General features: G+C 41.5%; 22 protein-coding genes and 1 tRNA gene. 12 read left to right on the top strand and 11 right to left on the bottom strand.

Annotation, left to right across the window (positions count from 1 at the left end; genetic code table 11):
• The first annotated feature begins 195 nt into the window (after positions 1–195).
• From DEO27_RS25495 to DEO27_RS25485, 3 genes are read left to right on the top strand one after another with little or no spacing between them, the layout of a single operon-like run.
• Entirely contained in the window at positions 196–1,341 is a 1,146-nt protein-coding gene (locus tag DEO27_RS25495) for an ATP-binding protein (RefSeq protein ID WP_112574189.1), read from the top strand.
• 2 nt (positions 1,342–1,343) lie between these two features.
• Complete coding sequence (gene ricT, locus DEO27_RS25490; RefSeq protein WP_112574188.1) at positions 1,344–2,861, top strand: regulatory iron-sulfur-containing complex subunit RicT; 1,518 nt, start codon at positions 1,344–1,346, stop codon at positions 2,859–2,861.
• Positions 2,858–3,340 (top strand): gliding motility lipoprotein GldH, encoded by a 483-nt coding sequence (locus DEO27_RS25485; protein WP_112574187.1) that lies wholly within the window; start codon positions 2,858–2,860, stop codon positions 3,338–3,340. The genes ricT and DEO27_RS25485 overlap by 4 nt, the downstream gene beginning before the upstream one ends.
• 7 nt (positions 3,341–3,347) lie before the next feature.
• Here DEO27_RS25485 and DEO27_RS25480 read toward each other — a convergent pair whose 3' ends face one another.
• Positions 3,348–3,725 (bottom strand): hypothetical protein, encoded by a 378-nt coding sequence (locus tag DEO27_RS25480; RefSeq protein WP_112574186.1) that lies wholly within the window; start codon positions 3,723–3,725, stop codon positions 3,348–3,350.
• Positions 3,726–3,836: 111 nt separating this feature from the next.
• Between DEO27_RS25480 and DEO27_RS25475 the strand changes: the two genes are divergently transcribed.
• Positions 3,837–4,070 (top strand): hypothetical protein, encoded by a 234-nt coding sequence (locus DEO27_RS25475; protein WP_146750084.1) that lies wholly within the window; start codon positions 3,837–3,839, stop codon positions 4,068–4,070.
• Positions 4,071–4,126: 56 nt separating this feature from the next.
• Positions 4,127–5,497 carry a DNA recombination protein RmuC gene (locus tag DEO27_RS25470; protein ID WP_112574184.1) on the top strand — a complete coding sequence of 457 codons (1,371 nt, stop codon included), beginning with the start codon at positions 4,127–4,129 and terminating at the stop codon, positions 5,495–5,497.
• A 154-nt stretch (positions 5,498–5,651) separates the two neighbouring features.
• Here the strand turns inward: DEO27_RS25470 and DEO27_RS25465 are convergent, their stop codons facing one another.
• The 3 genes from DEO27_RS25465 to nadA form a co-directional block, all read right to left on the bottom strand.
• Positions 5,652–6,092, bottom strand: coding sequence for a hypothetical protein (locus DEO27_RS25465; protein WP_112574183.1), 441 nt, complete (start codon positions 6,090–6,092; stop codon positions 5,652–5,654).
• Complete coding sequence (thiL, locus tag DEO27_RS25460) at positions 6,092–7,138, bottom strand: thiamine-phosphate kinase (protein WP_112574182.1); 1,047 nt, start codon at positions 7,136–7,138, stop codon at positions 6,092–6,094. Before thiL ends, DEO27_RS25465 begins: the two co-directional genes overlap by 1 nt.
• A gap of 495 nt (positions 7,139–7,633) precedes the next feature.
• The gene (gene nadA, locus DEO27_RS25455; protein ID WP_112576082.1) at positions 7,634–8,626 is read right to left on the bottom strand and encodes a quinolinate synthase NadA; all 993 of its coding nucleotides are present in this window, start codon (positions 8,624–8,626) and stop codon (positions 7,634–7,636) included.
• A 408-nt stretch (positions 8,627–9,034) separates the two neighbouring features.
• Between nadA and nadB the strand changes: the two genes are divergently transcribed.
• Positions 9,035–10,627, top strand: a complete 1,593-nt coding sequence (gene nadB / locus DEO27_RS25450; RefSeq protein WP_112576081.1) for an L-aspartate oxidase — start codon at positions 9,035–9,037, stop codon at positions 10,625–10,627.
• A gap of 127 nt (positions 10,628–10,754) precedes the next feature.
• On the opposite strand, the gene DEO27_RS25445 is transcribed toward nadB, so the two are convergent.
• Positions 10,755–10,827 (bottom strand) — tRNA-Gly (locus DEO27_RS25445).
• Between the two features lie 84 nt (positions 10,828–10,911).
• Between DEO27_RS25445 and DEO27_RS25440 the strand changes: the two genes are divergently transcribed.
• The gene (locus DEO27_RS25440; protein ID WP_112576080.1) at positions 10,912–11,424 is read left to right on the top strand and encodes a gamma carbonic anhydrase family protein; all 513 of its coding nucleotides are present in this window, start codon (positions 10,912–10,914) and stop codon (positions 11,422–11,424) included.
• Here the strand turns inward: DEO27_RS25440 and DEO27_RS25435 are convergent.
• The 5 genes from DEO27_RS25435 to DEO27_RS25415 form a co-directional block, all read right to left on the bottom strand.
• Positions 11,414–13,054, bottom strand: a complete 1,641-nt coding sequence (locus tag DEO27_RS25435; protein ID WP_112576079.1) for an Ig-like domain-containing protein — start codon at positions 13,052–13,054, stop codon at positions 11,414–11,416. The two genes, DEO27_RS25440 and DEO27_RS25435, sit on opposite strands and share 11 nt — an antisense overlap.
• Before the next feature lie 115 nt (positions 13,055–13,169).
• Positions 13,170–15,032: a tRNA uridine-5-carboxymethylaminomethyl(34) synthesis enzyme MnmG gene (mnmG, locus tag DEO27_RS25430; RefSeq protein ID WP_112576078.1), complete on the bottom strand. Its 1,863-nt coding sequence runs from the start codon at positions 15,030–15,032 to the stop codon at positions 13,170–13,172.
• A gap of 218 nt (positions 15,033–15,250) precedes the next feature.
• The gene (locus tag DEO27_RS25425) at positions 15,251–15,496 is read right to left on the bottom strand and encodes a CBU_0592 family membrane protein (protein WP_112576077.1); all 246 of its coding nucleotides are present in this window, start codon (positions 15,494–15,496) and stop codon (positions 15,251–15,253) included.
• Complete coding sequence (locus DEO27_RS25420) at positions 15,496–17,361, bottom strand: ABC-F family ATP-binding cassette domain-containing protein (RefSeq protein WP_112576076.1); 1,866 nt, start codon at positions 17,359–17,361, stop codon at positions 15,496–15,498. Before DEO27_RS25420 ends, DEO27_RS25425 begins: the two co-directional genes overlap by 1 nt.
• Positions 17,358–18,014, bottom strand: a complete 657-nt coding sequence (locus DEO27_RS25415) for an oxidoreductase (RefSeq protein WP_112576075.1) — start codon at positions 18,012–18,014, stop codon at positions 17,358–17,360. The genes DEO27_RS25420 and DEO27_RS25415 overlap by 4 nt, the downstream gene beginning before the upstream one ends.
• 81 nt (positions 18,015–18,095) lie before the next feature.
• On the opposite strand from DEO27_RS25415, the gene DEO27_RS25410 reads away from it, so the two are divergent.
• The 4 genes from DEO27_RS25410 (at position 18,096) to DEO27_RS25395 (ending at position 21,304) form a co-directional block, all read left to right on the top strand.
• Positions 18,096–18,806, top strand: coding sequence for a pirin family protein (locus DEO27_RS25410; RefSeq protein WP_112576074.1), 711 nt, complete (start codon positions 18,096–18,098; stop codon positions 18,804–18,806).
• 97 nt (positions 18,807–18,903) lie between these two features.
• A complete protein-coding gene (locus DEO27_RS25405; RefSeq protein WP_112576073.1) occupies positions 18,904–19,683 on the top strand; it encodes an MlaE family ABC transporter permease in 780 nt (259 codons plus the stop codon).
• Between the two features lie 2 nt (positions 19,684–19,685).
• Positions 19,686–20,477 carry an ABC transporter ATP-binding protein gene (locus DEO27_RS25400; RefSeq protein ID WP_112576072.1) on the top strand — a complete coding sequence of 264 codons (792 nt, stop codon included), beginning with the start codon at positions 19,686–19,688 and terminating at the stop codon, positions 20,475–20,477.
• Complete coding sequence (locus DEO27_RS25395) at positions 20,474–21,304, top strand: MlaD family protein (RefSeq protein ID WP_112576071.1); 831 nt, start codon at positions 20,474–20,476, stop codon at positions 21,302–21,304. The genes DEO27_RS25400 and DEO27_RS25395 overlap by 4 nt, the downstream gene beginning before the upstream one ends.
• Positions 21,305–21,481: 177 nt before the next feature.
• Here DEO27_RS25395 and DEO27_RS25390 read toward each other — a convergent pair whose 3' ends face one another.
• On the bottom strand, positions 21,482–23,461 hold the full coding sequence (locus DEO27_RS25390; RefSeq protein WP_112576070.1) for a glycoside hydrolase family 97 protein: 1,980 nt from the start codon (positions 23,459–23,461) through the stop codon (positions 21,482–21,484).
• Between the two features lie 308 nt (positions 23,462–23,769).
• Between DEO27_RS25390 and DEO27_RS25385 the strand changes: the two genes are divergently transcribed.
• Complete coding sequence (locus tag DEO27_RS25385; protein WP_112576068.1) at positions 23,770–24,942, top strand: IS4 family transposase; 1,173 nt, start codon at positions 23,770–23,772, stop codon at positions 24,940–24,942.
• Positions 24,943–25,008 lie beyond the last annotated feature (66 nt).

Below are 25,008 nucleotides of genomic sequence, written 5' to 3'. Positions count from 1 at the left end.
TGAGAAGTGAGATTTCATCCGGTAAAGATAGTAGAAGTAATATGAATCTTGCGAGAAGCGCTATCGGTAAAGATTGTAAACAGCCCTGCAACCCGTCTCATATCTCACATCTAAAATCTCATATCTTTTTCAAAAAATATATCCCTCTCATATCTCACATCTAAAATCTCATATCTAATTACTATTTTGCACCAAATGCAGTTTAAAGAAATAGTAGGACAGGAAGCAATTAAGCAACGTTTACTTAACACGGTGAGCGAGAACCGGGTAAGCCACGCGCAATTATTTTTAGGCCCCGAAGGTTCGGGCAGCCTGGCGCTTGCTGTTGCCTATGCTCAGTATCTGTCCTGCGAAGATAAACAGCCCGCAGATTCATGCGGTGTATGCTCTTCTTGCAGAAAGTATCAAAAACTTATGCATCCGGATCTGCATTTTTCGTACCCGTTCTTTGCTAAACATAAGGATGATACGGCACTTACGTTTATTGAGCAATGGCGCGGAGCTTTAACCACCAACCCGTATTTAAGCCTCGATACCTGGCGCGGATACCTTGATGCCGAAAACAAACAGGCCAACATCAACATTGCCGAATGCCACCAAATCATCAAGAAATTAAGCTTCAAGCCTTTTGAATCAGAATACAAGATACTGATACTTTGGCTGCCTGAGTACCTGGATAAGGAGGGTAACTCACTGCTTAAAATTATTGAAGAACCGCAACCAAACACCTTGTTTTTATTAGTTGCCCAAAATCAGGATCAAATCCTGAATACCATATTATCACGTACGCAACTGGTTAAAATACCATCGCTCGAGTACGATGAAATTAAAGAATATTTAATAAGCGCCCATCACCAAACAGAAGAAGCCGCTGCCGAAATAGCCTACCTGAGCAACGGCAACATGACCGAAGCTTTGGCCATGCTACAGCAAGATAACAAAAGCTATCATGAGCTGTTTGTACAATGGTTGCGCTATTGCTTTGGCAATAAAGGTATTGAAGTAATGGCCTTTGTTGAGCAGTTTGCCAAAATGGGGCGCGAAAACCAAAAGAATTTTTTGCGTTACGGCACAAGCTTTATCCGCGAATGCTGTTTACTGCTTGCCGGAGCCGGTAGCTTGGTACATTTACCTGCAAGAGAATTGGATACAGCGCAAAAAATGAGTAACGTGCTGAGTATTGGCAAATCGCAAATGATTATTGATGAGCTGGAAAAAGCGCATTATCACGTGGAGCGAAACGCTAATCCTAAAATCTTATTTTTAGATGTATCTTTACAAATTATTAAAATACTAATTAATAAAAATGTCCCTGCGGGGAATCAATATATGCCAAGTTAATTATGGGATGTGGAAGTTGCTCAACAGGTGGCGGATGTACGCCTGCGGGCTGCAAAAGTAACGGCAGTTGCCTTACTAATGGTTGCAGCAAATTAGATGTTTACGATTGGCTGTCGCATATGGACATGCCGACTAACTATAAGCCTTTCCAGGTTATTGAAGTTAAGTTTAAAGGCTCGCGCAAGGAGTTTTATTTAAACAACGATAATATTTACCTCGAATCAGGAGAGTTGGTAGCTGTTGAAGCTACTACCGGTGGTTATGATATAGGCCACGTTTCGCTTACCGGCGAACTGGTGCGCATGCAGATGGTAAAACGCCATGTGAAGGAAGCTGATGTGATTAAAAAGATCTACCGTAAAGCTACCGTTGCCGATGTTGACAAATGGAAAGCCGCCAAGGATATGGAATGGGAAACCATGCATAAATCGCGCAAGCTGGCGCTTGACCTTAACCTGAGCATGAAGCTGAGCGACGTGGATTACCAGGGCGATAAAACCAAAGCTACATTTTATTATACAGCCGAAGGCCGCGTTGATTTCAGGGAACTGATCAAGAAGATGGCCGAAACCTTCCGCATCCGTATCGAGATGAGGCAGATAGGTATGAGGCAGGAGGCGAGCCGCCTGGGCGGCATAGGCTCATGTGGGCGCGAACTGTGCTGCTCAACCTGGCTTACCGATTTTAAAACGGTATCAACCTCGGCTGCCCGCTATCAAAATCTTTCCTTAAATACCCTGAAACTGGCTGGCCAGTGTGGTAAGCTGAAATGCTGCCTTAACTATGAGCTGGATACTTACATGGATGCATTAAAACACATCCCCGATAATGTAAACATACTCAGAACCCAAAAAGGTGATGCCCGTCTGCAAAAAACCGACATCTTTAAACGGATGATGTGGTTTAGCTATCCTGGAGAAGAATCATGGGTTCCGCTGCCAATAAAAAAGGTTAAAGAGATCCAGCAGCAGAATAAAGATGGTGTGCTCCCTGAAGATCTGGGCGAAATTGTTGTGGTTGAAGCGGCACCGGCAAAAGTGCTTGATTACGAAAACGTAGTTGGTCAGGACAGTCTTACCCGTTTGGATGAGCGCCGTAACAACAATAAAAAGAAGAACAAAAACCGCAATAAAAACCAAAAACCCGGAGGCCAGGCACAAGCGGCAGAAGGAAAACCCGCCAATCAGCAGCAACCACGCCCGCAACAGCCTCAGCAGGGTTCAGGCAATCTGCAGGAAAAACCGGCGCAACAACAGCAACGTCCTGAGGGAAATCGCCAGCAACAAAACAACAAACCACAGGGAAACCGTCCTCCTCAGCAAAATAAACCGCAAGGAGAAGGAAAACCACAGGGTGAGGCTAAACCACAAAAAGAAGGAAGGCCACAAGGAGAACCAAGACCTCCGCAAGGTGAGGGGAAACCACAAGGTGAAGGCAGCGGTAATAATAACAGGCGCCGCAGGCCAAACCGCCCAAACCGGAATAATAATAACAACAATCAACAGGCAAAACCTGAATGAAACGGGCATTAAACATCATTTACCCGGCAGCATTGTTACTGATAACGATGTTTGCCGGGTCGTGTACCGATCCTAACAGCATTATTGATACCAACACCGAAATTGCCGACCACAACTGGTCGTATGTTAACCGCGTAAATTTTGATGTTAAAATTAATGATGAAAAAGCAGCCTATAACCAGTACCTCAATTTGCGGGTAACAGGCAACTACAAATACTCCAATATATTCGTGCTGGTTTACCAGATCACGCCTGATAAAAAAACACAAACCACCCGTTTTGAAGTAAAACTGGCCAATCCCGACGGCGAATGGCTGGGCAAAGGATCGGGTAATTTATACAGTTACCAGGTACTTTTACGTAAAAATTATCACTTTCCTTCAAAAGGCGTTTACCGGTTCCAGATAGAGCAAAACATGCGCGATAACCCGCTGCATGAGATCAGCGATGTGGGTTTACGGGTAGAAAAGGCTCAATAATTAGCGTTTAAGGAATATCATAGCTAACCGAAACTGAGCTATGGGTAACTATCTCCCTGTCGGTATCCTGTACCACTATCTTATCGTTATCCGAAATTTTGTAGGTTACCGTATTGGAAACATCTGAGGCAATAACCAATGTTACTTCGTCATTTTGGTTCAGCGTAGTGCTGTAACTATATGAAGATCCCTGCGCAACAGCTTTTGTATCGACAACCTGGGGGCTGCTATCCGTTGTTTTATACACAGATAATGAAACGCTAAAAGCATCCGATCCACTTACTGTAACTTTTATGGTATGTGGCTGCGGTGGTTGATCCGTGCTCTTTTTTGAGCATGATACAAATAGCACGCTTATTAGTAGCCCGTAAATCAGTTGCTTCATAATTGGTTTTTATTTGTGAATATGCTTAATTTATACCAGTCAACAAAATTTGCTTTAATTACGATAACAAAACTGAGCTATTTAATAACCGTTAAACCGTAAGCGTCACCCATGAAAAAATTCGTTTTTCTTTTTTTAATCACTGCCACAATAGCCTTTACAGCCTGCCACAGCAACGATAAAAGCCCTAACCGTACAAATGATACCAGCGCGGCGAAAGGTAGCGGCGGCCCTGCCGATTCATCCAAAACTGCAACACCCGGGAACAGTGCATCTACACCTAACTCATCAGACACTACGACACTTGGTGCAGATACAGATTCGGCTGTGCATCCGGTGCATTAATTTATTAGCATTTATTAAATTTAATACTTTACTTTGCTAATATTTTTATCAAATAAATGACTGGTATTATATTAGTAATTGTATCCCTGATCATCCTGCTGATTGCTGTTTTTTTATTCCTGAAAAAGCCAAAAGCGGTTGAGCTGATCTCTGCCGAAGAGTTGAGTAAACTTCGTTATGATCATGATCAGCTTAAAATTTCATTGGCCAAAGCCGAAGAAAAATCTAACGGCTTAGCTGCTGAAAAAGAAAGTATTACCAACTTTTTAAAGGAGGAAAAGAACCGCCTGATTGACGAACTTTTATACGAACGTACCCAGTTGGCGCAGGCCAATCAATCCTTAGAAAGTGCCCGTGCTTATTATAAATCACAGCAGGAAAAACTGCAGGAGCAAAAAGTCGAGATAGAGCAGATCCGCACGCAGTTTCAGCGCGAATTTGAAAACGTAGCCGAAAAACTGCTAAAAGAAAAATCGAAGGAGTTTACCGATATCAACCGTAGTAATTTGGATGTTATCCTTAACCCGCTAAAGGAAAACCTGAAGGCTTTTGAGGATAAAGTAGAGAAAGTTTATAACATGGAAGCCGCAGAACGAAACACGCTTAAAGGCGTAATTACCCAGCTGATGGACCTGAATAAACAGATCAGCGATGAGGCTCAAAACCTAACCAAAGCACTCAAAGGCGATAACAAAAAACAAGGTAACTGGGGCGAGATGATACTGGAGCGGATACTGGAACGCTCAGGCCTGGTTAAAGACCAGGAATACCGGATTCAGGCCGCTATGCAGGCTACCGATGGTACAAGATATCAACCCGATGTCATTATCGATTTACCGGATGATAAGCACCTGATCATCGACTCTAAAGTATCGCTGATTGCCTATGAAAAACTGGTTAATGCCGATACGGAGGATGACCGCAAGCTCTTCGCCAAGGCTCATATTGAATCTATCCGTGGCCACGTGGCCGGCCTTTCTGCCAAAAAATATCACGATTTGTATAAGATCAATTCCCCTGATTTTGTGTTGCTTTTTGTGCCGATAGAGTCCTCATTCAGTATAGCGGTACAGCTTGATAATGAATTGTTTAATTACGCCTGGGACAGGAAAGTAGTAATCGTTAGTCCGTCTACATTATTGGCAACGCTGCGTACAATTGCCAGTATGTGGAAACAGGAACGTCAAAACCGTAATGTACTGGAAATAGCCCGCTTGAGTGGTGATATGTACGATAAATTTGTCGGCTTTTTAAGTGATATGGATAGCATTGGCAAAAACATTAATCAAACACAATCCGCCTATAATAATGCTGTCAATAAGTTATCGGAGGGTAGGGGTAACCTTACCATTACCGCCGAAAAGATCAAGAAACTTGGCGCTAAAGCGGATAAGCAAATAGATCAGAAGTTTATTGGTGAAGAGTAAATAAGTAATAAAATTGCCACATAAAAACCATGTCATTGCGAGGTACGAAGCAATCGCATGCTATACAGAGCGGCTCTACTTCCGTGCGATTGCCACGCTTCGCTCGCAATGACATAAAATATTTCGGAGCCGAGCGGTGGCTAAGTTTTCTTTTTTAATTATTCTTCCGTTCAAACCACCAATCTGCCTGCTTGGTAAACATCAGGGCCCATCCCCATAGCTCAACAATAATCTCGGCGAAGGTTAAAACGATGAGGTAAACCGGCATTTGGATAGCCTTTTTTGGAACGCCGCTATCATGCAAAATCCCAAAACTATACAACAGCGATGATCCCAGGAAAAATACATTCAGCAATATCAAAACAGAAAGGATGATCCTTGCCCATTTTTTTCCTTCACCAGTTACAAAAACCAGGAAGCCAACGGCAAAAAATACAAACAGGATAGCCGAAAAATTAAACCCATCGAGGTAATTGTTAACCGTTTGGATCAGTAAGCCCAGGTAAAGCAATAAAATTCCCTTTACAAATATCATCGGCGGCTTGCCATCGGGATGGTTGTTGAGGTAAAATTTATCAAATGCTCCCTGTAACATTATTCTGCTTTTTTAAACGCGTTCCAACCCTGGGCTTTCAATTCATGAACAGTGCCACTTTTGGTGATCAGGTTACAACCGGCCGATGGTTCGGTGATATACCCGATAATGCTGATATCCATTTTAAATTTGATCTTATCGTAATCGGCCTGCTTTACGGTGAACAATAATTCATAATCCTCACCGCCACTTAAGGCACAAATAGTGGGGTCGAGGTTAAATTCGCGGGCGGTTTCAAAAGTCATCGGATCAAGCGGTATTTTTTCCTCGTACAGGTTACAACCCTTATTGCTTTGCTTGCAGATGTGCAGTAACTCAGAAGCTAAACCGTCGGATACATCGATCATAGCAGTAGGTTTTACCTCTATACTTTTCAGCAATTCAACCACATCACGGCGGGCCTCCGGTTTTAGCTGCCGTTCAACAATGTAATCCTTACCTTCCAGATCTGGCTGAATATTAGGATTTTCCAGGTAAACCAATTTTTCACGTTCCAATAATTGCAAACCGGTATAAGCACCACCCAAATCTCCGGATACACAAATCAAATCGCCTTCTTCGGCACCGTTACGGTACACAATATCAGCTTCATCGGCATAGCCAATTGAAGTTACACTAATCACCAAGCCTTGTTTTGACGATGTTGTATCACCGCCAATCAAGTCTACATTATATTTTTCACAGGCGATATAAATCCCCTGGTAAAGCTCCTCAATGGCTTCGAGCGGAAATTTGCTCGACATGCCGATAGATACAGTAACCTGCGACGCTATGCCATTCATCGCGTAAATATCACTCAGATTTACCTGTATCGCTTTGTAACCCAAGTGCTTAAGCGGCGTGTATGCTAAATCAAAATGGATTCCTTCCAACAGCATATCGGTACTTACCAGCACTTGTTTGCCGCCAAAATCAAGCACCGCTGCATCATCGCCAACTCCCTTTTTCGAGCTTTCGTTGGTGAGCTTGATATTTTTGGTGAGATGACCGATAAGGCCAAATTCGCCAAGCTCCTCTAAATTGGTTCTATCCTGATTTTCAAACATATTTAACCCTTTAAATTTCACCGCCGAAGGCGGAAAAACTTTTAAATTTTTAATTCTTTATATTTTGGGCCGCAACCCGGTTTACTCCATCCGCCGAAGGCGGGAAAAATTTTTTGGCTTTTTAGACTACTTCAAGCTTCAGACCTCCAATTACCCGAAATTGGGCTACAAATATATCGACGCCTTTCCCTGTTTGCAGCTTATCCCCACCTTATACTTTTTAACAATAATGTGGATAACCCAATTTTCCGGGCCGCAACCTGTCTACATTATATCCGCCTATGGCGGAAAAATTTTTTACGATTTTTAGCCTTTTTACCAGCCTGAAGGAACTTTTCCAGTAAAAATACCTTCATTTTAATACCTACGGGTTTTCCACAATTACCCGGTTTATAAGTTTTACCCAGAGGCAATCTCACCAACAAAAAATCAGTTAAATCAACCTCTATATTTTCAGACTTACGAAGTTTTAAAACTTCGTAAGTCTTTATTCTTCTACAATCCCAGCTGGGCCGAAATTTCAAGCATGCGCTCTATTGGTTTTACCGCTTTTTCAATGATATGCTCTGGTACAATTACCTCAGGCGTTTCATTTTTCAAACACAGGTATAATTTTTCCAATGTGTTACGCTTCATATGCGGACAATCGTTACATGCGCAGTTGTTATTTGGCGGCGCCGGAATAAATATTTTATCCGGATTTTCCTTCTGCATCTGGTGTAAAATACCCGATTCTGTTGCTACAATAAATTCCTTATCCTGGCGGCTGCCGGCATATTTCAAAATACCGGTTGTTGAACCAACATAATCGGCCATTTCCAGGATAACATCCTCGCACTCAGGGTGCGCCAGCAGTTTTGCTCCCGGATGCCTTTCTTTCAGCTTAGTGATTTTTTCTCTCGAAAATATCTCATGCACCATACAAGCACCGTTCCACAATACCAGGTCGCGACCGGTTTTCTTGGCTACATACGCGCCAAGGTTTTTATCAGGACCGAAAATGATCTTCTGATCCTTCGGTAAGCTCTCCACAATCTGTACGGCATTGCTTGATGTACAAACAATGTCAGTTAAAGCTTTCAGTTCGGCCGTACAGTTTACATACGTGATCACCAGGTGATCGGGATAGTTTTCCTTAAACTTTTTAAACAAGTGAGGCGGGCAACTATCTGCTAATGAACAACCTGCCTTCATATCCGGCAGCAAAACCTTCTTTGTTGGCGACAGGATCTTGGCTGTTTCTGCCATGAAATGTACGCCTGCAAAAACAATGATGTCGGCATCCGTTTTGGCAGCTTGTTGGGATAATCCCAAACTATCGCCAATGTAATCGGCAATATCTTGTATATCACCGTCCTGGTAATAGTGCGCCAGGATCACCGCATTTTTTTGCTTTTTTAATTTTTCAATTTCCGCGAAAAGATCAAGCGTCGGATCAATTTCTTCATCCACGTATCCTTTCAGATTTATTTCTTCGAAGGTATTCATTTCCACAATTCAATTAATAACAACTAATTTTTAATATAAAAAGACTTATTGTTTATTGGGGTGTTGGTAATGTGCAAAAGTCGGAGTAATTTTTGTTTTAAAAGTTAGTTTTCACAATTTATTAACACTTATAAACATTTTTCCACCAAAAAGTATGCTGATTTTTAGATATCTGTGACAATCAATTTTTATTTGAAAAAGTTTTATGTTAATATTTTCAGGGTTGACAAAATGTTAGCTTTATGACTAAAGTGTCGGAAAAGTCGATCAAAAAATATTGATATTCGACCTGAGAAAGGGAGTTATACACACTGTAAACTATTTTTCACTTTTTGTTTACATAAACTTAACAGGTTTTACAGCTGTTATTAACATTAGTACTACTTTTACACACATTTCATATAAAACATGACCCGAACTGTTGATTTCCTTGTAGTGGGTTCAGGAATTGCCGGATTAAGTTTTGCGCTCAAGGCCGCGAAGCATGGTAAGGTTCTGATAGTTACAAAATCTAACGAAGATGAATCCAACACCAAATATGCCCAGGGAGGCGTTGCGGTTGTTGTGGATAAAAAAGAGGATTCTTTTGAAAAACATATCCAGGACACCTTAATAAGTGGAGATGGCCTTTGCGACCGTGAAGTTGTTGAAGCTGTTGTTAAAGAAGGTCCGGCGCGTATTAACGAAATAATTGATTACGGAACCAATTTCGACAAGACTAATGAAGGTGTTTATGACCTGGCCAAAGAGGGTGGGCATTCCGAGTTTCGTGTATTGCATTATAAAGATGTAACTGGCTGGGAGATAGAGCGTTCGCTTTTGGAGGAAATTCATAAAAACCCTAATATTGAGATACTTACGCATTATTTTGCTGTCGACCTGATCACACAGCACCATTTAGGTGAGCTGGTGGGTAAATCAAGTACCGATATTACCTGCTTCGGGATTTATGCCTTTAATACAGAGACCAAGATTGTTGAAAAGATTCTTTCGAAGGTTACCGTAATGGCTGCAGGTGGGGCAGGGCATATTTATGCGGTTACTACCAACCCAACCATTGCTACCGGTGACGGCATCGCTATGGTTTATCGTGCAAAAGGTAAAGTACGTAATATGGAGTTCATGCAATTCCACCCTACAGCCTTATATAATCCTGGTGAATATCCATCATTCCTGATATCTGAAGCTGTACGTGGTTTTGGAGGTGTGTTGAAACGTACCAATGGTGAAGAATTTATGCACGAGTATGACGAGCGTAAATCATTAGCGCCCCGTGATATTACTGCAAGGGCTATTGATGCCGAAATAAAAAAATCAGGTGAGGACTTTGTTTATTTAGATGTAAGGCATCGCAGTAAGAAAGATATCCTGAACCATTTCCCTAATATCTATGCTAAATGTTTGGAAATTGGTATTGATATGACTAAGGATATGATCCCGGTTGCGCCGGCTTGTCATTATATGTGTGGCGGTATTTTGGTTGATCATGTTGGCCAGTCATCTATATTAAGATTATATGCCTGCGGCGAATGTTCGTCAACAGGCCTGCATGGAGCAAATCGTTTAGCTTCAAATTCGTTACTGGAGGCGCTGGTTTTTGCGCATCGCATTTATGAAGATGCCATCAAACAATTTGAAAATAATGTGATCCCGGATAATATTCCTGACTGGGATGAGAAAGGTGTTCAGCTGTCAAATGAGGATATCCTGGTGACCCACAACGTGCGCGAAATGCAGAAGTTAATGAATGACTATGTGGGTATTGTCCGTTCGGATTTCAGGCTGGATAGGGCCTTGCGCAGGTTGAAATTATTATATGAAGAGACTGAAGATTTCTATAAAAAAACAAAGCTTTCTGTAAAACTTTGCGAGCTACGTAACCTGATCCAGGTTTCATTTATTGTAGTAAAATCGGCTATGCTACGTAAGGAGAGTAGAGGATTGCATTACACTACTGATTATCCTGAACATGCTGATAAGGTACAGGATACGGTATTTTAAAAAAAGTAAATATATAAACCGTCATTGCGAGGTACGAAGCAATCCCCTACAAGCAGGTCCGCCCTGTACAGCTCGCGATTGCTTCCTACCTCGCAATGACGATTGTTTAAGGAAAATTTTGTGAGTGAGCGAAAAACGGGATTCGAACCCGCGGCCTTCAGTTTGGGAAACTGACGCTCTACCGACTGAGCTATTTTCGCTTATTTTATATTCAAACATAACTAAAATTTCGGATTTCGGAATTTAGATTTCGGATTTTTAAATTACCATTTAATAATTAATCTATGCCTGTTATTTTGCCTGTAAAAGATAAAAGCCCTGTTTGGGGTAATGATTGTTTTATTGCCGAAAACTGTACTATAGTTGGGGATGTGGTGATGGGTGATAATTGTTCGGTATGGTTTAACGCCGTGATCCGTGGCGATGTCCATTATATTAAAATAGGTAATAATACCAATATTCAGGATGGCGCGGTGATCCATGCTACTTATTTGAAAGCCCCAACCAATATAGGTAACAGTGTTTCTATAGGGCATAACGCGCTTGTACACGGCTGTACTCTGCACGACCATACTTTGGTAGGCATGGGTGCTATTGTGATGGATCACGCGGTTGTAAATGAGTTTGTGATCATAGCTGCAGGTGCTGTGGTGTTGGAAAATACCATCTGTGAGTCAGGGTATTTATATGCCGGTATTCCTGCAAAAAAAATAAAGCCCCTTACTGATGAGCAAAGGGCTATGTTGAAGCAATTGCCTCAAAATTATATTATGTACTCCGGCTGGTTTAAGGAGTAACTTTTTCTTTTGGAATAGTGACCGTTTCTTCGGCTTCCCAGTTTGGCCGCAGGGTGATGAGTTTTTCGTTCAGCCAGATATTTTCGGGTTGCCGTTTTAGCTTTACGTTACCGCTATCCCATTTACCGTTTTTGTTTTCATCATAAATGATCCTGACGTAATATTTGGCTGCCAAAATACCCTTATAAACCAGCGAGGTACTTTTAGTAATGGCATCACTTTGAATAAGCTTTTTGTCTTCGCTTAAAAGCTCAACGACATATGCTTTTGCCGTATCGGGAACGGTTAGCTTCACAGTAAGCTGGCTATAATTGTCGAGCTTATTGATTTGGAATTTTTTGGATAAGCGTTTATTCTTATCGCCGTAAATATCGGTTAAAGCGCCATCGTTAATTATCAACTCGTATTTACTTGCTTCCCGCCAGCGGTATTTTATGTTAAGCAGTTTATAATTTCCCGTATCTTTTTGAATGGTATAATCGCTTGTGGCAACCGAATCCTCATTTAAAGTAATTTGGGATTGGTCGAAGCTTTCAATAGGAATGCTTGCAGTGACTACCAGGTTGCTGCCGGGTTTTAGTTTGCTATCGTTACCAATATTGTAACTTGCCGTTAAAGTGCGTGTAAAGCTTTCGTTTTTACGCTTTAATTGGTAAATAGTATCTATCGCTTTACCCTTATCAAATATGGCTACCCTTAACGAATCAAAGTTCATGTTGCGCAGGTAAACAGATGCGGTATCCTTGGTACGGGAAAAGGATACTTGTTTCCGGTTATCTACGTCAGAAGGGTAGAGGATCTTAACGGCCGGCTGCGTTAAACCTTTATTGAAAACCAACAGTAATTTTCCGTCGGTATCAAAACGCTTTTCTGATACTCTGAATTTTTCAGGATCCTGCTTAAATAAGTTTAATTGAATGTTTGAAGTATCGGCCCTAAGATGGATCGGTTTTTTAAGGAAGGCGATCAGTTCGTCATCGCGGTTAAATATTTTATCCGGGCTTGCTTCTTTTAAGGCGTAGATCCGATAGTCGTCTTCACGCAGATTATTCAAAGCAAAATTTCCTGATGAATCCGTAAGTGCGAAAATGGATGGCTTCTTTTTTCCGAAGAGTGTATCCTGTTTCACCGGGAAAATAAATACTAATACGTCTTTCTCTTTTTCCTGGGTGAGCGTGTTGGTGACAGAACCGCTAATGCTCAACGAGTCGATATGACTGCCTGTCGAAAAAACGTAAGTGAAATTTTTTAGGATGTTACTTTCGTTCACATCTTGTATCGCCTTCCCAAAATTGATAACGTAAGTTGTATTTTTCAGAAGGGTGTCTTTAAACTCGATTTTTAATTTTCTTTTGTTGGATGAGTACTCGGGTTGTTTTTCCATAGCCGGGCTCATGCTAATCTCCTGGTAAGCGTTGGTGAGTTTGATAAACTCATCAAATTCAAGGTCGATTTGTTTGGCATTAAAATTCCTGGTTTTATTTCCGGGAATTGCCTTCACTAATTTGGGCGGAGTCTGGTCGCGCGGCCCTCCTTGCGGTGGTTGTTGGGCCGCGCATCCAAAAATGAATAAAACGATAAAAATCAGTAACGAATTTTTGTAAAAAATAGCCGATTTTGTATTTAACATGGTTTTTAGGCGATATAAGCGATTTTTATGTTTTTATAACAAGTACTATTAAAAATTAAAAATAATCGATTTTAAAGGATATTTTATAATCAATTAATTATCAGTTATTTACGTGTTATCTTGATACGTGAACCATTAAAACAGAGATATCGGACGGCGAAACGCCTGATATGCGTGATGCCTGACCTAAAGTGCGCGGTTTTATCCGCATCAATTTTTCACGGGCCTCTTTTGACAACGACACCAAAGTGTGATAATCAAAATTTGGATTGATCTCACGGTCTTCCATTTTTTTCATCTTGTCTACAATCTCCATCTCTTTGATGAAATAACTCTCATATTTGATTTTTATTTCAGCCTGCTCAATAGTTTCTTTATCATAGGCCGAGAATAGTTCTGCCAAAGGAGCGTCTGCTTTTTTAAGATCATCAAAAGTAACCTGTGGGCGGCTCAATAAATTGAATAGCTTATTACTTTGTGTAAGCGCGCTGGTGCCTAATTCTTCTAACAGGCCATTTACCGTTGAAGGATCGATTGACTTGCTTTTGGTATAAGCTACAATGTCGTCGGAGTTTTTTACTTTTTGGTTTACCTTTTCCAAACGTTCATCACTAATCAGGCCTAACTCATGACCCATAGGAGAGAGCCTGATATCAGCATTATCCTGGCGTAATAACAAGCGGTGCTCGGCTCTTGAAGTGAACATGCGGTAAGGCTCTTCCGTACCTTTGGTCACCAGGTCGTCTATCAAAACACCTATATATGATTCTGATCTTTTCAGGATCAACTCATGTTTATCATTGATTTTTTGGTGCGCGTTGATACCCGCAATAAAGCCTTGTGATGCCGCTTCCTCATAGCCGGTAGTGCCATTGATTTGCCCGGCGAAGTATAGGTTGCTGATCTGTTTAGTCTCCAGCGTTAAGCCTAATTGTGTAGGAGGGAAGAAATCGTATTCGATAGCATAGCCTGGCCTGAACATTTTCGCATTTTCAAATCCCGGGATTTTGGTCAGTGCTTTGTATTGTACATCCTCAGGCAGGGAGGTAGAGAAACCATTTACGTAGATCTCAACTGTATTCAATCCTTCCGGTTCAACAAAAATTTGGTGACGGTCACGCTCAGCAAAACGGTTGATCTTGTCTTCAATTGATGGACAATAACGCGGGCCTAAACCTTTGATGCGGCCGGTAAACATCGGCGATTTTTCGAAGCCTTCTTTCAAAGTTTCGTGTACATCAGTGTTAGTATAGGTAATCCAGCAGCAGCGTTGCTCTTCTATAAAAGGTACATCGGTGAAGGAAAATTTACCCCTTATAGGGTCTCCCCATTGCTCTTCCATCAGGCTATAGTTAAGACTGCGGCCATCTACACGGGGTGGGGTACCGGTCTTCATACGGCCTGCTTCAAAGCCTAACTCCACCAATTGCTCGGTTAAACCGGTAGCTGCTTTCTCACCTGTACGGCCTCCGCCAAACTTTTTTTCACCAATATGGATCACACCATTCAGGAAAGTCCCGTTGGTTAATACTACTGCATCCGCTTCAATTTCGATACCTATGGAAGTACGTACACCACAAACGGTGTTGTTTTTTACCAATAATGAGGTTACGGTATCCTGCCAAAAATCGACATTAGGAGTACGCTCTAAGGATAAACGCCACTCTTCGGCAAACCTCATGCGGTCGCTTTGAGCGCGTGGGCTCCACATCGCAGGGCCTTTTGACTGGTTAAGCATCCTGAATTGGATAGATGTTTTATCAGTTATAATGCCCGAATATCCTCCCAACGCATCTATTTCACGTACTATCTGTCCCTTGGCTACACCGCCCATAGCAGGGTTGCAGCTCATCTGAGCAAGAGTACCCATATTCATGGTTATCAGTAATACTGATGAACCTAAGTTGGCAGCAGCAGCGGCAGCTTCACAGCCCGCATGCCCCGCACCAACTACAATTACATTATATTTCCTAAACATTTTATCCTCCTTGTTCCACGTGGAACGTTGCTTTTTTAAGTCTTGAGTCGGTAGTTCGGAGCCGTAAGTCTAATTTTATACTTGACTTAAAGTTTGAACCTTTGACTTTGAAAAACGTTCCACGTGGAACGTTTTGTTATAATATATATCAGAATTTTGAATGAAGACTTTAAGCGTTAGGCTTACTACTTCATGTTTAAACTACAAAATTACCTCATCTAAGCAGATGTTCCACGTGGAACCCTGAATAATGATATTAAAGCTACAATTGCCCAAATGCTTTCTAAAACCACAAAAGGGTAGAAGCCTATCATGTACGAAGCATAGCCGCAGGTACCTGCTCCTATAAAATTCATTAAGCTGTACAGCTTGCTCTGAGCCGATAATTTACCGGCTAAATTCAATAAGAATGCAATCAAAAGGATGATTACACCCGTTGTAGCTATGATATCTGAAGTTTTCATTATCCTTCGTTTAGCTCGGTTAATTCCATCCAGCGGGCACTTTTGTCGTCCAGTTGCTTATTTAAAACCTCTATTTGCTTTAATATCTCATCAAGCTTTTTAGGATCGATGCCTACTGTATCAAGTTGTGCAGTTTTATCCTTTATGCTTGCTTCAATAGTATTGATTTCTCCTTCAATGTTTTCTAATTCCTTTGCTTCTTTAAAGCTTAACTTGCTTTTTTTAGCTGCCGGTGCAGTGGTTTGAGCTACTGGAGCAGGTTTCTTAGCTTGTTGTTTGGCTTCTTCCAATTCCAAACGATATGACGAATAGTTACCATTAAAGATCCTTACATGGCCTTTTTCTTCCATGATGAATAGCTGATCAGTTAGTTTATCCAGCAAATACCTATCGTGCGATACCATCATTAATACACCGCCGTAGTTGGTTAAAAACTCTTCCAGCACGTTTAATGTGTCAATATCCAAATCATTGGTGGGCTCATCCAGTATCAGGAAGTTCGGGTTCTTCATCAGGATGCTCATTAGCTGCAAACGTTTCTTTTCGCCACCACTTAGCTTTGATATAAAACCATATTGCTTGGCAGGAGGGAAGAGGAACAAGGTAAGCAGTGCAGAAGCCGAAATAGTTTTACCATCGGCCATGGTAATAAACTCCGCAACGTTCTTTACGATATCAATAACACGCTCATCATCCTTAAAAGTGATACCAGCCTGGTGAAAATAGCCTATTACAGTTGTTTCTCCCTTCACTACAGTTCCTTTATCTGGCTGTAAAGCGCCTGTGATTATATTTAAAAGGGTCGATTTACCGCTACCATTACGGCCAGCTAAACCAATCCTGTCGCCTTTTTTAAATATATAGCTGAAGTTATTGATATAGGTATTACCATTGAATGACTTGTACAGGTTGTCCATCTCCATGATCTTGTTGCCCTGGCGCGCTGTTTTAACGCTCAATTCAACCTTATCACGGATGCCGCCATTCTTGGTTTTCTCTTCCAGATCATAATAAGCATCAATACGGGCTTTTGATTTAGTACCACGGGCCTGGGGTTGGCGGCGCATCCATTCAAGCTCTTTCCTTAACAAGTTTGAGTTTTTCTGAAATGCTGCTTCATCTGCTGCTTCACGTTCAGCTTTCTTTTCGAGGTAATAGCCGTAGCTGCCATTATAAGGCTGTATCTTGCCACGATCAATCTCTAATATCTCATTACATACGTTATCCAGGAAATACCTGTCATGCGTTACCATCAAAATGGTTTTGTTTCCCTCGGTCAATAATTTCTCCAGCCATTCAATAGTATCAATGTCCAGGTGGTTGGTAGGCTCATCTAAAATGTAAACTTCAGGGTCTTCAATTAGTAGCTTGGCTAAAGCCAAACGTTTCTTTTGCCCGCCCGATAGGGTAGTGATGTGTTGATTGAGATGATGGATATCTAAGCGGCCTAAAATGGTTTTGATCTTGTACTCATATTCCCAGGCATCAACCTCACTCATCTCTTCCATTACCTTTTCAATGGCTTTGGTATTTTCAGGATCGTTCTCCATCAACTCCTCATACCTGCGGATCAGCTGCTGCTGCACATCATCGGCATGAAAAATATAATCGCTGATGGTAACCGCGTTTTTGAAGTTTGGATCCTGCTCCAGGTAACCCATATTAAGGTCACGGGCCTGTACTACTTTACCTTCGGTAGGTTTTATAGTACCACCCAATATTTTTAAGAGGGTTGATTTGCCGGCACCATTAACGCCTACAAGAGCAACCTTACGGCCGCGATTAATACCTATGGTTACATTTTTAAATAACCAGTTGTCATGAAATTGATGGCCAAGGTTCTCGGCAGAAAGATAAGTACTCACGATAGTTGTTTTATGTTATCCGACTCGTATATAAATACACCAGCCGCGTTTTTTATTGATTGTTGATACATGGCCGTAGCAACCGTAGATGCCGCTATGCTTCGGTATTTTTTCCAGCTGCCAAAAAGCAGTGGGTTTACCACTTTCATTAAGCCATTAACAAGTTTTTCCATTGGCCTGCTTTCTTGCCTGTCACCCACTAAAAAGGATGGCCTGTAAATATGTACCGCAGGTACACCTACGGCGCTGATATCAGCCTCGGTTTCACCTTTGGTTTTAGTATAGAAATTAACCCCGTTTATATCGGCTCCTATTGATGAAACTAAATGATATTGCTCAATACCGTTTTGTTTAGCTAATTGTGCCAGTAATAACGGATAATCATGATCAATCTTGCGATAGATAGTTAAATCGGGTGTTTTCTTTTTGGTTGATCCTAAACAACAAAACAAAGCATGGCCGGTCAGCTCTTTTTGGTATGTTTCGGGCTGTTCAAAGTCAATAACAAGCTGCGTTAATTTATGATGCTGAAGTGGTAGTTTTTTTCTGACCAGGATCAATACTTCATCAAAATAGGCTTGTTCCAATAAAATTTGCAGGAGATGACTGCCAATAAGTCCGCTTGAGCCTGCAATCACAGCTTTTTTTGCCATTACTTATTGATTTTCCGCAAAAATACGCATAATTAAATTGTGGAATAAATATTGTGTGTTTAAACATATATTTTAAATAGCATGAAAACAATATTTTATCCCGAAGCAGAACGGGGACACAACGATATAGGATGGTTAAAAGCAAACTTTTCATTCAGCTTTGCATCCTATTACAACCCTGAGAAAATGAATTTCGGCGCATTGCGCGTATTAAATGATGATATCATTGCAGCCGGTCGTGGTTTTGGCAGTCACCCTCATGATAATATGGAAATTATCACTATACCTTTAAAAGGAGGGTTGGAGCATAAAGACAGCATGGGCAATGCCGGTGTAGTTAACGCGGGCGAAGTACAGGTAATGTCGGCCGGGACAGGCGTTTATCATTCCGAATATAATGCTTCGCATAAAGAAGCGGCTAATACCCTGCAAATTTGGCTGTTTCCTAAAGAAAGAAATATCCAGCCCCGTTATGATCAGATGAATTTTAAAGACAGGTTTAAATTGAATGAGCTAACCACACTGATTTCTCCCGAAAAAAGCAACGATAAACTCTGGATAAACCAGGACGCTACATTTTCAATGGGAGAGTTTGAAGCCGGGCAAACCATTAACTATGATATTAAAACTAAGGGCAACGGCGCTTACGTATTTGTATTGGATGGAGTGGCTAAAATAAACAACCAGGTTTTAAACAAAAAAGATGCGCTGGGCGTTTATGATACAAGTTCACTTACAATTATAACCGAAGAGCCCTCCAGTTTCCTGATCATTGACGTACCAATGTCGTAATCAGTATTTACCTAAGTCCAGAAAGTGAATATTACTGAAAGTTCAAAAACAATTGAGCCTTGCTTTGTTGTAGTTAACAATTATTTAAGATTCACTGATGGAAGCACAGCAGGAACTAAGCGGATGGAGAAAATGGCTTGAAGGCATAGGCGACTATGTAGTATTCTTCACGCGGTTTTTTCGCAACATATTTGCCGGCGGCTTTGAATGGTCAGAGTTTGTGAGGCAATGCTATGAAATAGGCTACAGATCCATGATGCTGGTGGGCATTACCTCCTTCATCATGGGCCTGGTGCTTATTTTGCAACTCAGGCCATCACTCATTACACTCGGAGCCGAGAGTATGTTACCCAAAACACTTTCGGTTGCGCTTGTTCGTGAAATAGGGCCGGTTATTACTGCCATTATCTGCGCCGGCAAAATAGCATCAAGTATTGGTGCCGAGCTGGGCAGTATGAAGGTTACCGAGCAGATTGATGCCATGGAAGTATCTGGCGCCAACCCGGTGCAATACCTGGTGGTTACACGGATATTGGCTACCAGTTTCATGATCCCATTATTGGCCATTATAGGTGATGCTATCGGCCTGTTTGGTGGTTTCCTGGCGTTAAACTTTACCGATAGTATCAGTTTCTCTCTTTACTTCAATAAATGTATTGCCTCGCTTGATTTTACCGACCTGCTGCCCGCTGTAGCTAAAACTGTGCTTTTTGGCTTTGCGGTGGGCTTTGTGGGATGTTATAAAGGTTATCACTCCGATAAAGGTACCGAAAGCGTAGGTGTTGCGGCTAATTCGGCCGTAGTGACTGCCTCGTTATGGATCTTCATTATTGATGCGATAGCTGTCCAGATCACCAGTTTGTTATTTTATAAATAAAGATGAAAAAAGCAGACGAACATACCGAGGCTAAGAAAAAGGAACCTGAACAAAAGCAGGAGGTGGTGATACATGCTAAAGGCATCAAAAAATCCTTTGGTAAAAAGAAAGTGCTTAAGAATATCACTTTCGACCTGAAGAAAGGCGAGAACATTGTGGTGCTGGGTAAATCGGGCCAGGGAAAATCTGTGACTATTCAGTGCGTGGTTGGTATGCTGCAACCCGATGGTGGTGAGTTGGAAGTTTTTGGTGAGAATATAACTACCATGAACGATGACGAGCTGAAGCAGTTAAGAATGAAGATAGGCTTCCTTTTTCAGGGAGGGGCATTGTATGATTCCATGACAGTGCGTGATAACCTGGAGTTTCCGCTTACAAGGGTGTTAAAACTGAAAGATCAGAAAGAGATTAACAAAAAGGTTGAGGGCGTACTGGATGCCGTTGGTTTGTTAGACGCGATAGATAAAATGCCTTCCGATTTGTCAGGAGGGATGAGGAAGAGGGTAGGTCTGGCCCGTACGCTGATCGTTAACCCAGAGATTATGCTTTACGATGAGCCTACTACAGGGCTTGATCCCATTACATCCCGCGAAATTAGTGAGCTCATTAATCGCCTGCAGCGCAAATATGAAATATCATCTGTCATTATCACCCACGATATGGAATGTGCCCGTATCACGGCCGACCGGATCCTGGTAATGGATGATGGCGAATATATAGCCGAGGGCTCCTATAAAGAGCTTGAAAAATCGGATAACGAAATGGTTAGATCTTTTTTTAATGAACCTTCATGAAAACTACGTCATCTCAAAAAATAAAAATAGGCCTGTTTACCTTTTTGGGGTTAGCTGTGCTGTTGGTAGCTATATTTTTAATAGGTAATCAAAAAAGTCTGTTCAATTCAACCTTTCATGTTTACGGGCGGTTCAAAAATGTAAGCGGCTTACAGGTAGGTAATAATGTGCGGTTTGCGGGTATTAACATAGGTGTAGTACAGTCAATTAATATTGTTACCGATAGTTCGGTACGGGTTGACCTTACACTGAATAAAAGCGTTAAAAAGTTTATCAAGAAGGATTCGAAGCTAAGTATAGGCAGCGATGGTTTAATGGGGGATAAGCTGGTGGTAATAGCGCCTGGAGGTATTGTAAGCCACGAGGAGGTTGAAGATGGTGGAAAGTTAGGGTCGATAAACCCGGTTGATGTAGACAGGATTATCAATAAACTTACCCGAGTAGCAGATAACGCTGAATCGCTGACCGAAAACCTGACCGGCATAGTTGCCAAGATTAATAATGGGCAGGGGAGTATAGGTCGTTTGCTTAACAGCGACAAAATGGCCCGCGACCTGGAGGGTACCGTTAAACAAGCCCAAACTACCATTAAAACAGTTCACAGCACAACCAATACCCTTAATGAAGACCTAACTGCTGCCCAGCATAACTTTTTGCTGAGAGGTTTCTTTAATAAGAAAAAGAAAATGGAGCAAAAGCGTCAGGACAGTATTAAAAAAGTAAAGGAGCAAATTCAGGAGGATAAAGAAAAGGCAGCCAAAGAAGCCCAAAAACAAAAGGAAAAAGCGGCTAAAGAAGCTGCGGATAAGCAGAAGGAGAGTAATTGATTGAAAGCGGGGGAATGCGTGGTTCCCCTCTTGAGAGGGGTGGAGGAGTGTGTTTCTACTCTGGTAATCGCTCGTACAAACACACCCCTGCTTTCGCTCATTCCATCGCGCCCCCTCTCAAGAGGGGATTTGTAATTTTATTTTCTATTGACTGTAAATCAAGTACTTGTATTAAATTTAATTAACTTTCTCCAATCTCGCTGCCCAGCCTCCTCCGGAAGCCAGTTTAATATTCAGCTTATCTTTTGAGGTTAAATTAACCACAGTTCGCTTATAATCAGTACCATCCCTGTCGGCGTTGATGCCATCTTCAAAAATTACGGCCTTGTAAGTGCCTTCGCCTAAAAAGGAAAGATCGATAGCTAATTCACGTGCATCCCAATTAGTCATTGCGCCAATGTGCCACGTGGAACTTTTTCTGCGGGCGATGGCTACGTATTCACCTACTTTCCCGGTGAGGGCTACAGTTTCATCAAAAGTTGTAGGCACGGCTGCTATGAAATCGGTGCTTTCCTGTTCTTTTTGATAAGCGGTTGGGTTATCGGCCATCATTTGCAACGGGGCTTCAAAAATGGTATACATGGCCAACTGATGGCAGCGCGTTCCCTGGCTAATGGGGTTACCATTAACCGGGCGAAAATTGGCTTTACTGGCATTACGCATAGCTCCGGGAGTATAGTCCATCGGACCGGAAAGCATCCGGATAAAGGGAATACTTACATCATAAACAGGATGATCTTTAACGCCCCATTTTACGTTTTCCAGGCCTTTAACTCCCTCAAAATTAAGGATATTAGGAAAAGTACGCTGGATGCCGCTGGGTTTATACATACCGTGATAATCTACAATTAAATGATTATCAGATGCTTTCTGCGCTATTTCATATAATGAAGAAACCATTTTTTGATCATCACGATCAATAAAATCTATCTTGAAACCTTTAACGCCCATTTTTGAAAATTTGGCCATAGCCGCATCCGTTTGCCGGGTGAGGGCGTACCAGCTTGTCCACAAAATAAGGCCAACATTTTTTTGTTTGGCGTAATCTATCAATTCCTGTAGATTAATATCCGGCGAAATCTGGTTCAGATCAACAATGTTCGACCAGCCTTCATCCAATACCACATACTCTACTTTATTGGCCGATGCAAAATCGATGTAATATTTATAGGTTGGGTTGTTGATGCCCGCTTTAAAATCAACATGGGTGATATTCCAATCGTTCCACCAGTCCCAGGCTACTTTACCTGGTTTTATCCAGGATACATCTTTAACCCGCGATGGTTCGGATATTTTTTGAACTATATCATTGTTAACCAGTTGTTTATCATCTGTACTAATGATCACAACCCGCCACGGAAAGCTGCGTGTACCTTTAATTTTAGCGATATAATCGGCGCGACCATCAACCACATAATTCATATTGGCATACCCGCCGGTAGTTTCAACTGTAGGATATTTTGCGAACGCTCCCTGCAAACTTTGCTCATTTCCGGTTAAATACATTCCTGGATAATCCTGCAGATCAGCTTCCAGGATAGCGGCTTTTTTACTGCTGCCGACATCTACCAAAACCGGTAAAAACGCCAGGCTGTCTTTTGTTACTTCCGAAAGTTTAAGCTTGCTATACAATGCTTCGAAAGAAGTTGTCCATTTATCCTTATTACGGTAATCATTTACAAAGGGGAGGTACGCCTTATCATCATCCTTAAAATTGAAGTTTGCTTCTTCGTTCATAATGGTGATATTGCCTTTTTTCTGTGTATTGAAGCGATAAGCCACACCATCATTATAAGCCCTGAATATCAGCGAATAATCTCCTTTTAAATTGATAATGAGCTGATTGTATTGATCGTGTACTTTGTCTTTTTTATAGATAGGTGTATTGAAATACTGATCGATAGATGTAGCTTTTGTATTTTTTACCATGGGTGATTTTCCCAAAACTTCGCCACCCTGAAGCGTCATAGATATATCCGACGGCATGATAATCTCGGTATCCTCGTGTTTCACCGACCATGTTATTTTATCGCCGGTTGCTACGCTCAAATCTATCTTGCCATCAGGCGATTTAATGTGATAGTTTTTTGTCGTTTGGGCAATCGAAATTGACACGAAAAAGCAAAGGAAAAGCGCGAATAACAGTTTAATCTTCATCAGGAATGTTATTAAGGGTTTAAATGATGGTTTACAGCAATCTAAACTAAGTAATAATCAATTCAATGAGTGATGATTTTATGACGATTTGTGGTGAGATATATACTAAAACTATGTCATTGCGAGGAGGGACGACGAAGCAATCGCATGCTATACAGGGCGGTTATGCTTAGGTGCGGTTGCCAGCGTCTGAATCAGAATTTACAGAATTAGAGAATTTGCAGAATAGAAGAAAAAACGCATGCCGACGCTCGGCTGGAGCCCACAGGTGTTGGGAAGAGAAATAGAAATTGTATTTTTAGTGGCATATGCGTGTGCCCGACTTGTTAAAGTTAATTCCAGAGGAGCGTCTTGCGTTTTTGGCTGACTATCATAAAACAGACCATAAGGTAAAGAAACTACCGGTCTCAGTCCTTTTTAAGCTATTACTTTACAGTCAGTTCGAAGTAAAGCACAATAGCCTCAGGGTAATGGAGAATATCTTTAATTCGTATGCTTTCAGTCATTTATCTGACAAATCCGAAGCGCAAAAGATACATTACAGTTCAATCAGCGAACGCCTAAGCCGTGCGGACGCGGTTTTTTTTGAAGCTTTATACCAGGATTGTATTGAACGTTTTTCAGCCCAATTACCTTCGAAAGATAATAAACAGCATCAGTTGTTGCGTTTTGATTCAACGCTGATATCACTTTCATCCAAGCTGATCAGGATCGGATTTCGTTCCGGAGGAAGCCAGGAACATGTAAAACAGCTTAAATTTACTATAGGCTATTCAGAAATACCTGAGTATGTGGCTTTTCATCATCAGGCTACATTTAACAGTGAGAACGTAGCTTTGAAACAAGCCATTGTTGGCTGTCCTGCATCTAATAAAAGTATCGTTATAGTCGATGCCGGCCTACAATCAAGAGACGCCTATGATGAGCTCTTTGACCAGGGAATCAATTTTATTACACGAATCAATCCGAACCCACGTAGTGTAGTTGTTGAAGAGAATAACTTATTTGAAGCTACTCCTGATGACTATAAGCTTAGGCTGGTAACAGACCGTAAGCTTTACCTATATAACAGGAAGGGAAAAAAGACAAAGAACGTTTATCGATATATCGAAGCAGTCAAACCCAATGGAGAAGTACTCGCTTTTTTGACCAATATCTTTGATTTTCAAGCTTATGAAATAACCGCACTGTATAAGAAAAGATGGGATATAGAAGTGTTCTTCAAATTCATCAAACAAGAACTTAACTTCTCACATCTACTATCCAGAAGCATAAACGGCATCAAAGCCGTACTGTATGTCAGGATGATCCTATCGCTGTTAATAATAACTTACCAAAAGTTAAATCGAATTAAAAGTAGTAAGTCTGCTAAACAACAGTTTGCCTTGGAAATGGAAGCCGAACTCATGAAATTTATTGTAAGACTTTATGGTGGAGATCCCGATAAACCTCCCACAAATGGACACATCCCTTTTTGGTAACTCTTCCCAACACCTGTGGGCTCCTGCCGAGTGTCTGTTATTGTCCGGCCCCCAGGCCGGTGTATG

The organism is Mucilaginibacter rubeus (genome assembly GCF_003286415.2).
Lineage (GTDB): Bacteria > Bacteroidota > Bacteroidia > Sphingobacteriales > Sphingobacteriaceae > Mucilaginibacter > Mucilaginibacter rubeus_A.
Note: the sequence above shows the minus strand (reverse complement) of the source record. Positions and strands in the feature narration are given on the sequence as shown.

What these genes read in the sequence shown, in the direction of transcription:
- DEO27_RS25495 (WP_112574189.1), top strand. Translation starts at nt 196, where the DNA reads ATGCAGTTTAAAGAAATAGTAGGACAGGAAGCAATTAAGCAACGTTTA.
- ricT (WP_112574188.1), top strand. Translation starts at nt 1,344, where the DNA reads ATGGGATGTGGAAGTTGCTCAACAGGTGGCGGATGTACGCCTGCGGGC.
- DEO27_RS25485 (WP_112574187.1), top strand. Translation starts at nt 2,858, where the DNA reads ATGAAACGGGCATTAAACATCATTTACCCGGCAGCATTGTTACTGATA.
- DEO27_RS25480 (WP_112574186.1), bottom strand. Translation starts at nt 3,725, where the DNA reads ATGAAGCAACTGATTTACGGGCTACTAATAAGCGTGCTATTTGTATCA.
- DEO27_RS25475 (WP_146750084.1), top strand. Translation starts at nt 3,837, where the DNA reads ATGAAAAAATTCGTTTTTCTTTTTTTAATCACTGCCACAATAGCCTTT.
- DEO27_RS25470 (WP_112574184.1), top strand. Translation starts at nt 4,127, where the DNA reads ATGACTGGTATTATATTAGTAATTGTATCCCTGATCATCCTGCTGATT.
- DEO27_RS25465 (WP_112574183.1), bottom strand. Translation starts at nt 6,092, where the DNA reads ATGTTACAGGGAGCATTTGATAAATTTTACCTCAACAACCATCCCGAT.
- thiL (WP_112574182.1), bottom strand. Translation starts at nt 7,138, where the DNA reads ATGTTTGAAAATCAGGATAGAACCAATTTAGAGGAGCTTGGCGAATTT.
- nadA (WP_112576082.1), bottom strand. Translation starts at nt 8,626, where the DNA reads ATGAATACCTTCGAAGAAATAAATCTGAAAGGATACGTGGATGAAGAA.
- nadB (WP_112576081.1), top strand. Translation starts at nt 9,035, where the DNA reads ATGACCCGAACTGTTGATTTCCTTGTAGTGGGTTCAGGAATTGCCGGA.
- DEO27_RS25440 (WP_112576080.1), top strand. Translation starts at nt 10,912, where the DNA reads ATGCCTGTTATTTTGCCTGTAAAAGATAAAAGCCCTGTTTGGGGTAAT.
- DEO27_RS25435 (WP_112576079.1), bottom strand. Translation starts at nt 13,054, where the DNA reads ATGTTAAATACAAAATCGGCTATTTTTTACAAAAATTCGTTACTGATT.
- mnmG (WP_112576078.1), bottom strand. Translation starts at nt 15,032, where the DNA reads ATGTTTAGGAAATATAATGTAATTGTAGTTGGTGCGGGGCATGCGGGC.
- DEO27_RS25425 (WP_112576077.1), bottom strand. Translation starts at nt 15,496, where the DNA reads ATGAAAACTTCAGATATCATAGCTACAACGGGTGTAATCATCCTTTTG.
- DEO27_RS25415 (WP_112576075.1), bottom strand. Translation starts at nt 18,014, where the DNA reads ATGGCAAAAAAAGCTGTGATTGCAGGCTCAAGCGGACTTATTGGCAGT.
- DEO27_RS25410 (WP_112576074.1), top strand. Translation starts at nt 18,096, where the DNA reads ATGAAAACAATATTTTATCCCGAAGCAGAACGGGGACACAACGATATA.
- DEO27_RS25405 (WP_112576073.1), top strand. Translation starts at nt 18,904, where the DNA reads ATGGAAGCACAGCAGGAACTAAGCGGATGGAGAAAATGGCTTGAAGGC.
- DEO27_RS25400 (WP_112576072.1), top strand. Translation starts at nt 19,686, where the DNA reads ATGAAAAAAGCAGACGAACATACCGAGGCTAAGAAAAAGGAACCTGAA.
- DEO27_RS25395 (WP_112576071.1), top strand. Translation starts at nt 20,474, where the DNA reads ATGAAAACTACGTCATCTCAAAAAATAAAAATAGGCCTGTTTACCTTT.
- DEO27_RS25390 (WP_112576070.1), bottom strand. Translation starts at nt 23,461, where the DNA reads ATGAAGATTAAACTGTTATTCGCGCTTTTCCTTTGCTTTTTCGTGTCA.
- DEO27_RS25385 (WP_112576068.1), top strand. Translation starts at nt 23,770, where the DNA reads ATGCGTGTGCCCGACTTGTTAAAGTTAATTCCAGAGGAGCGTCTTGCG.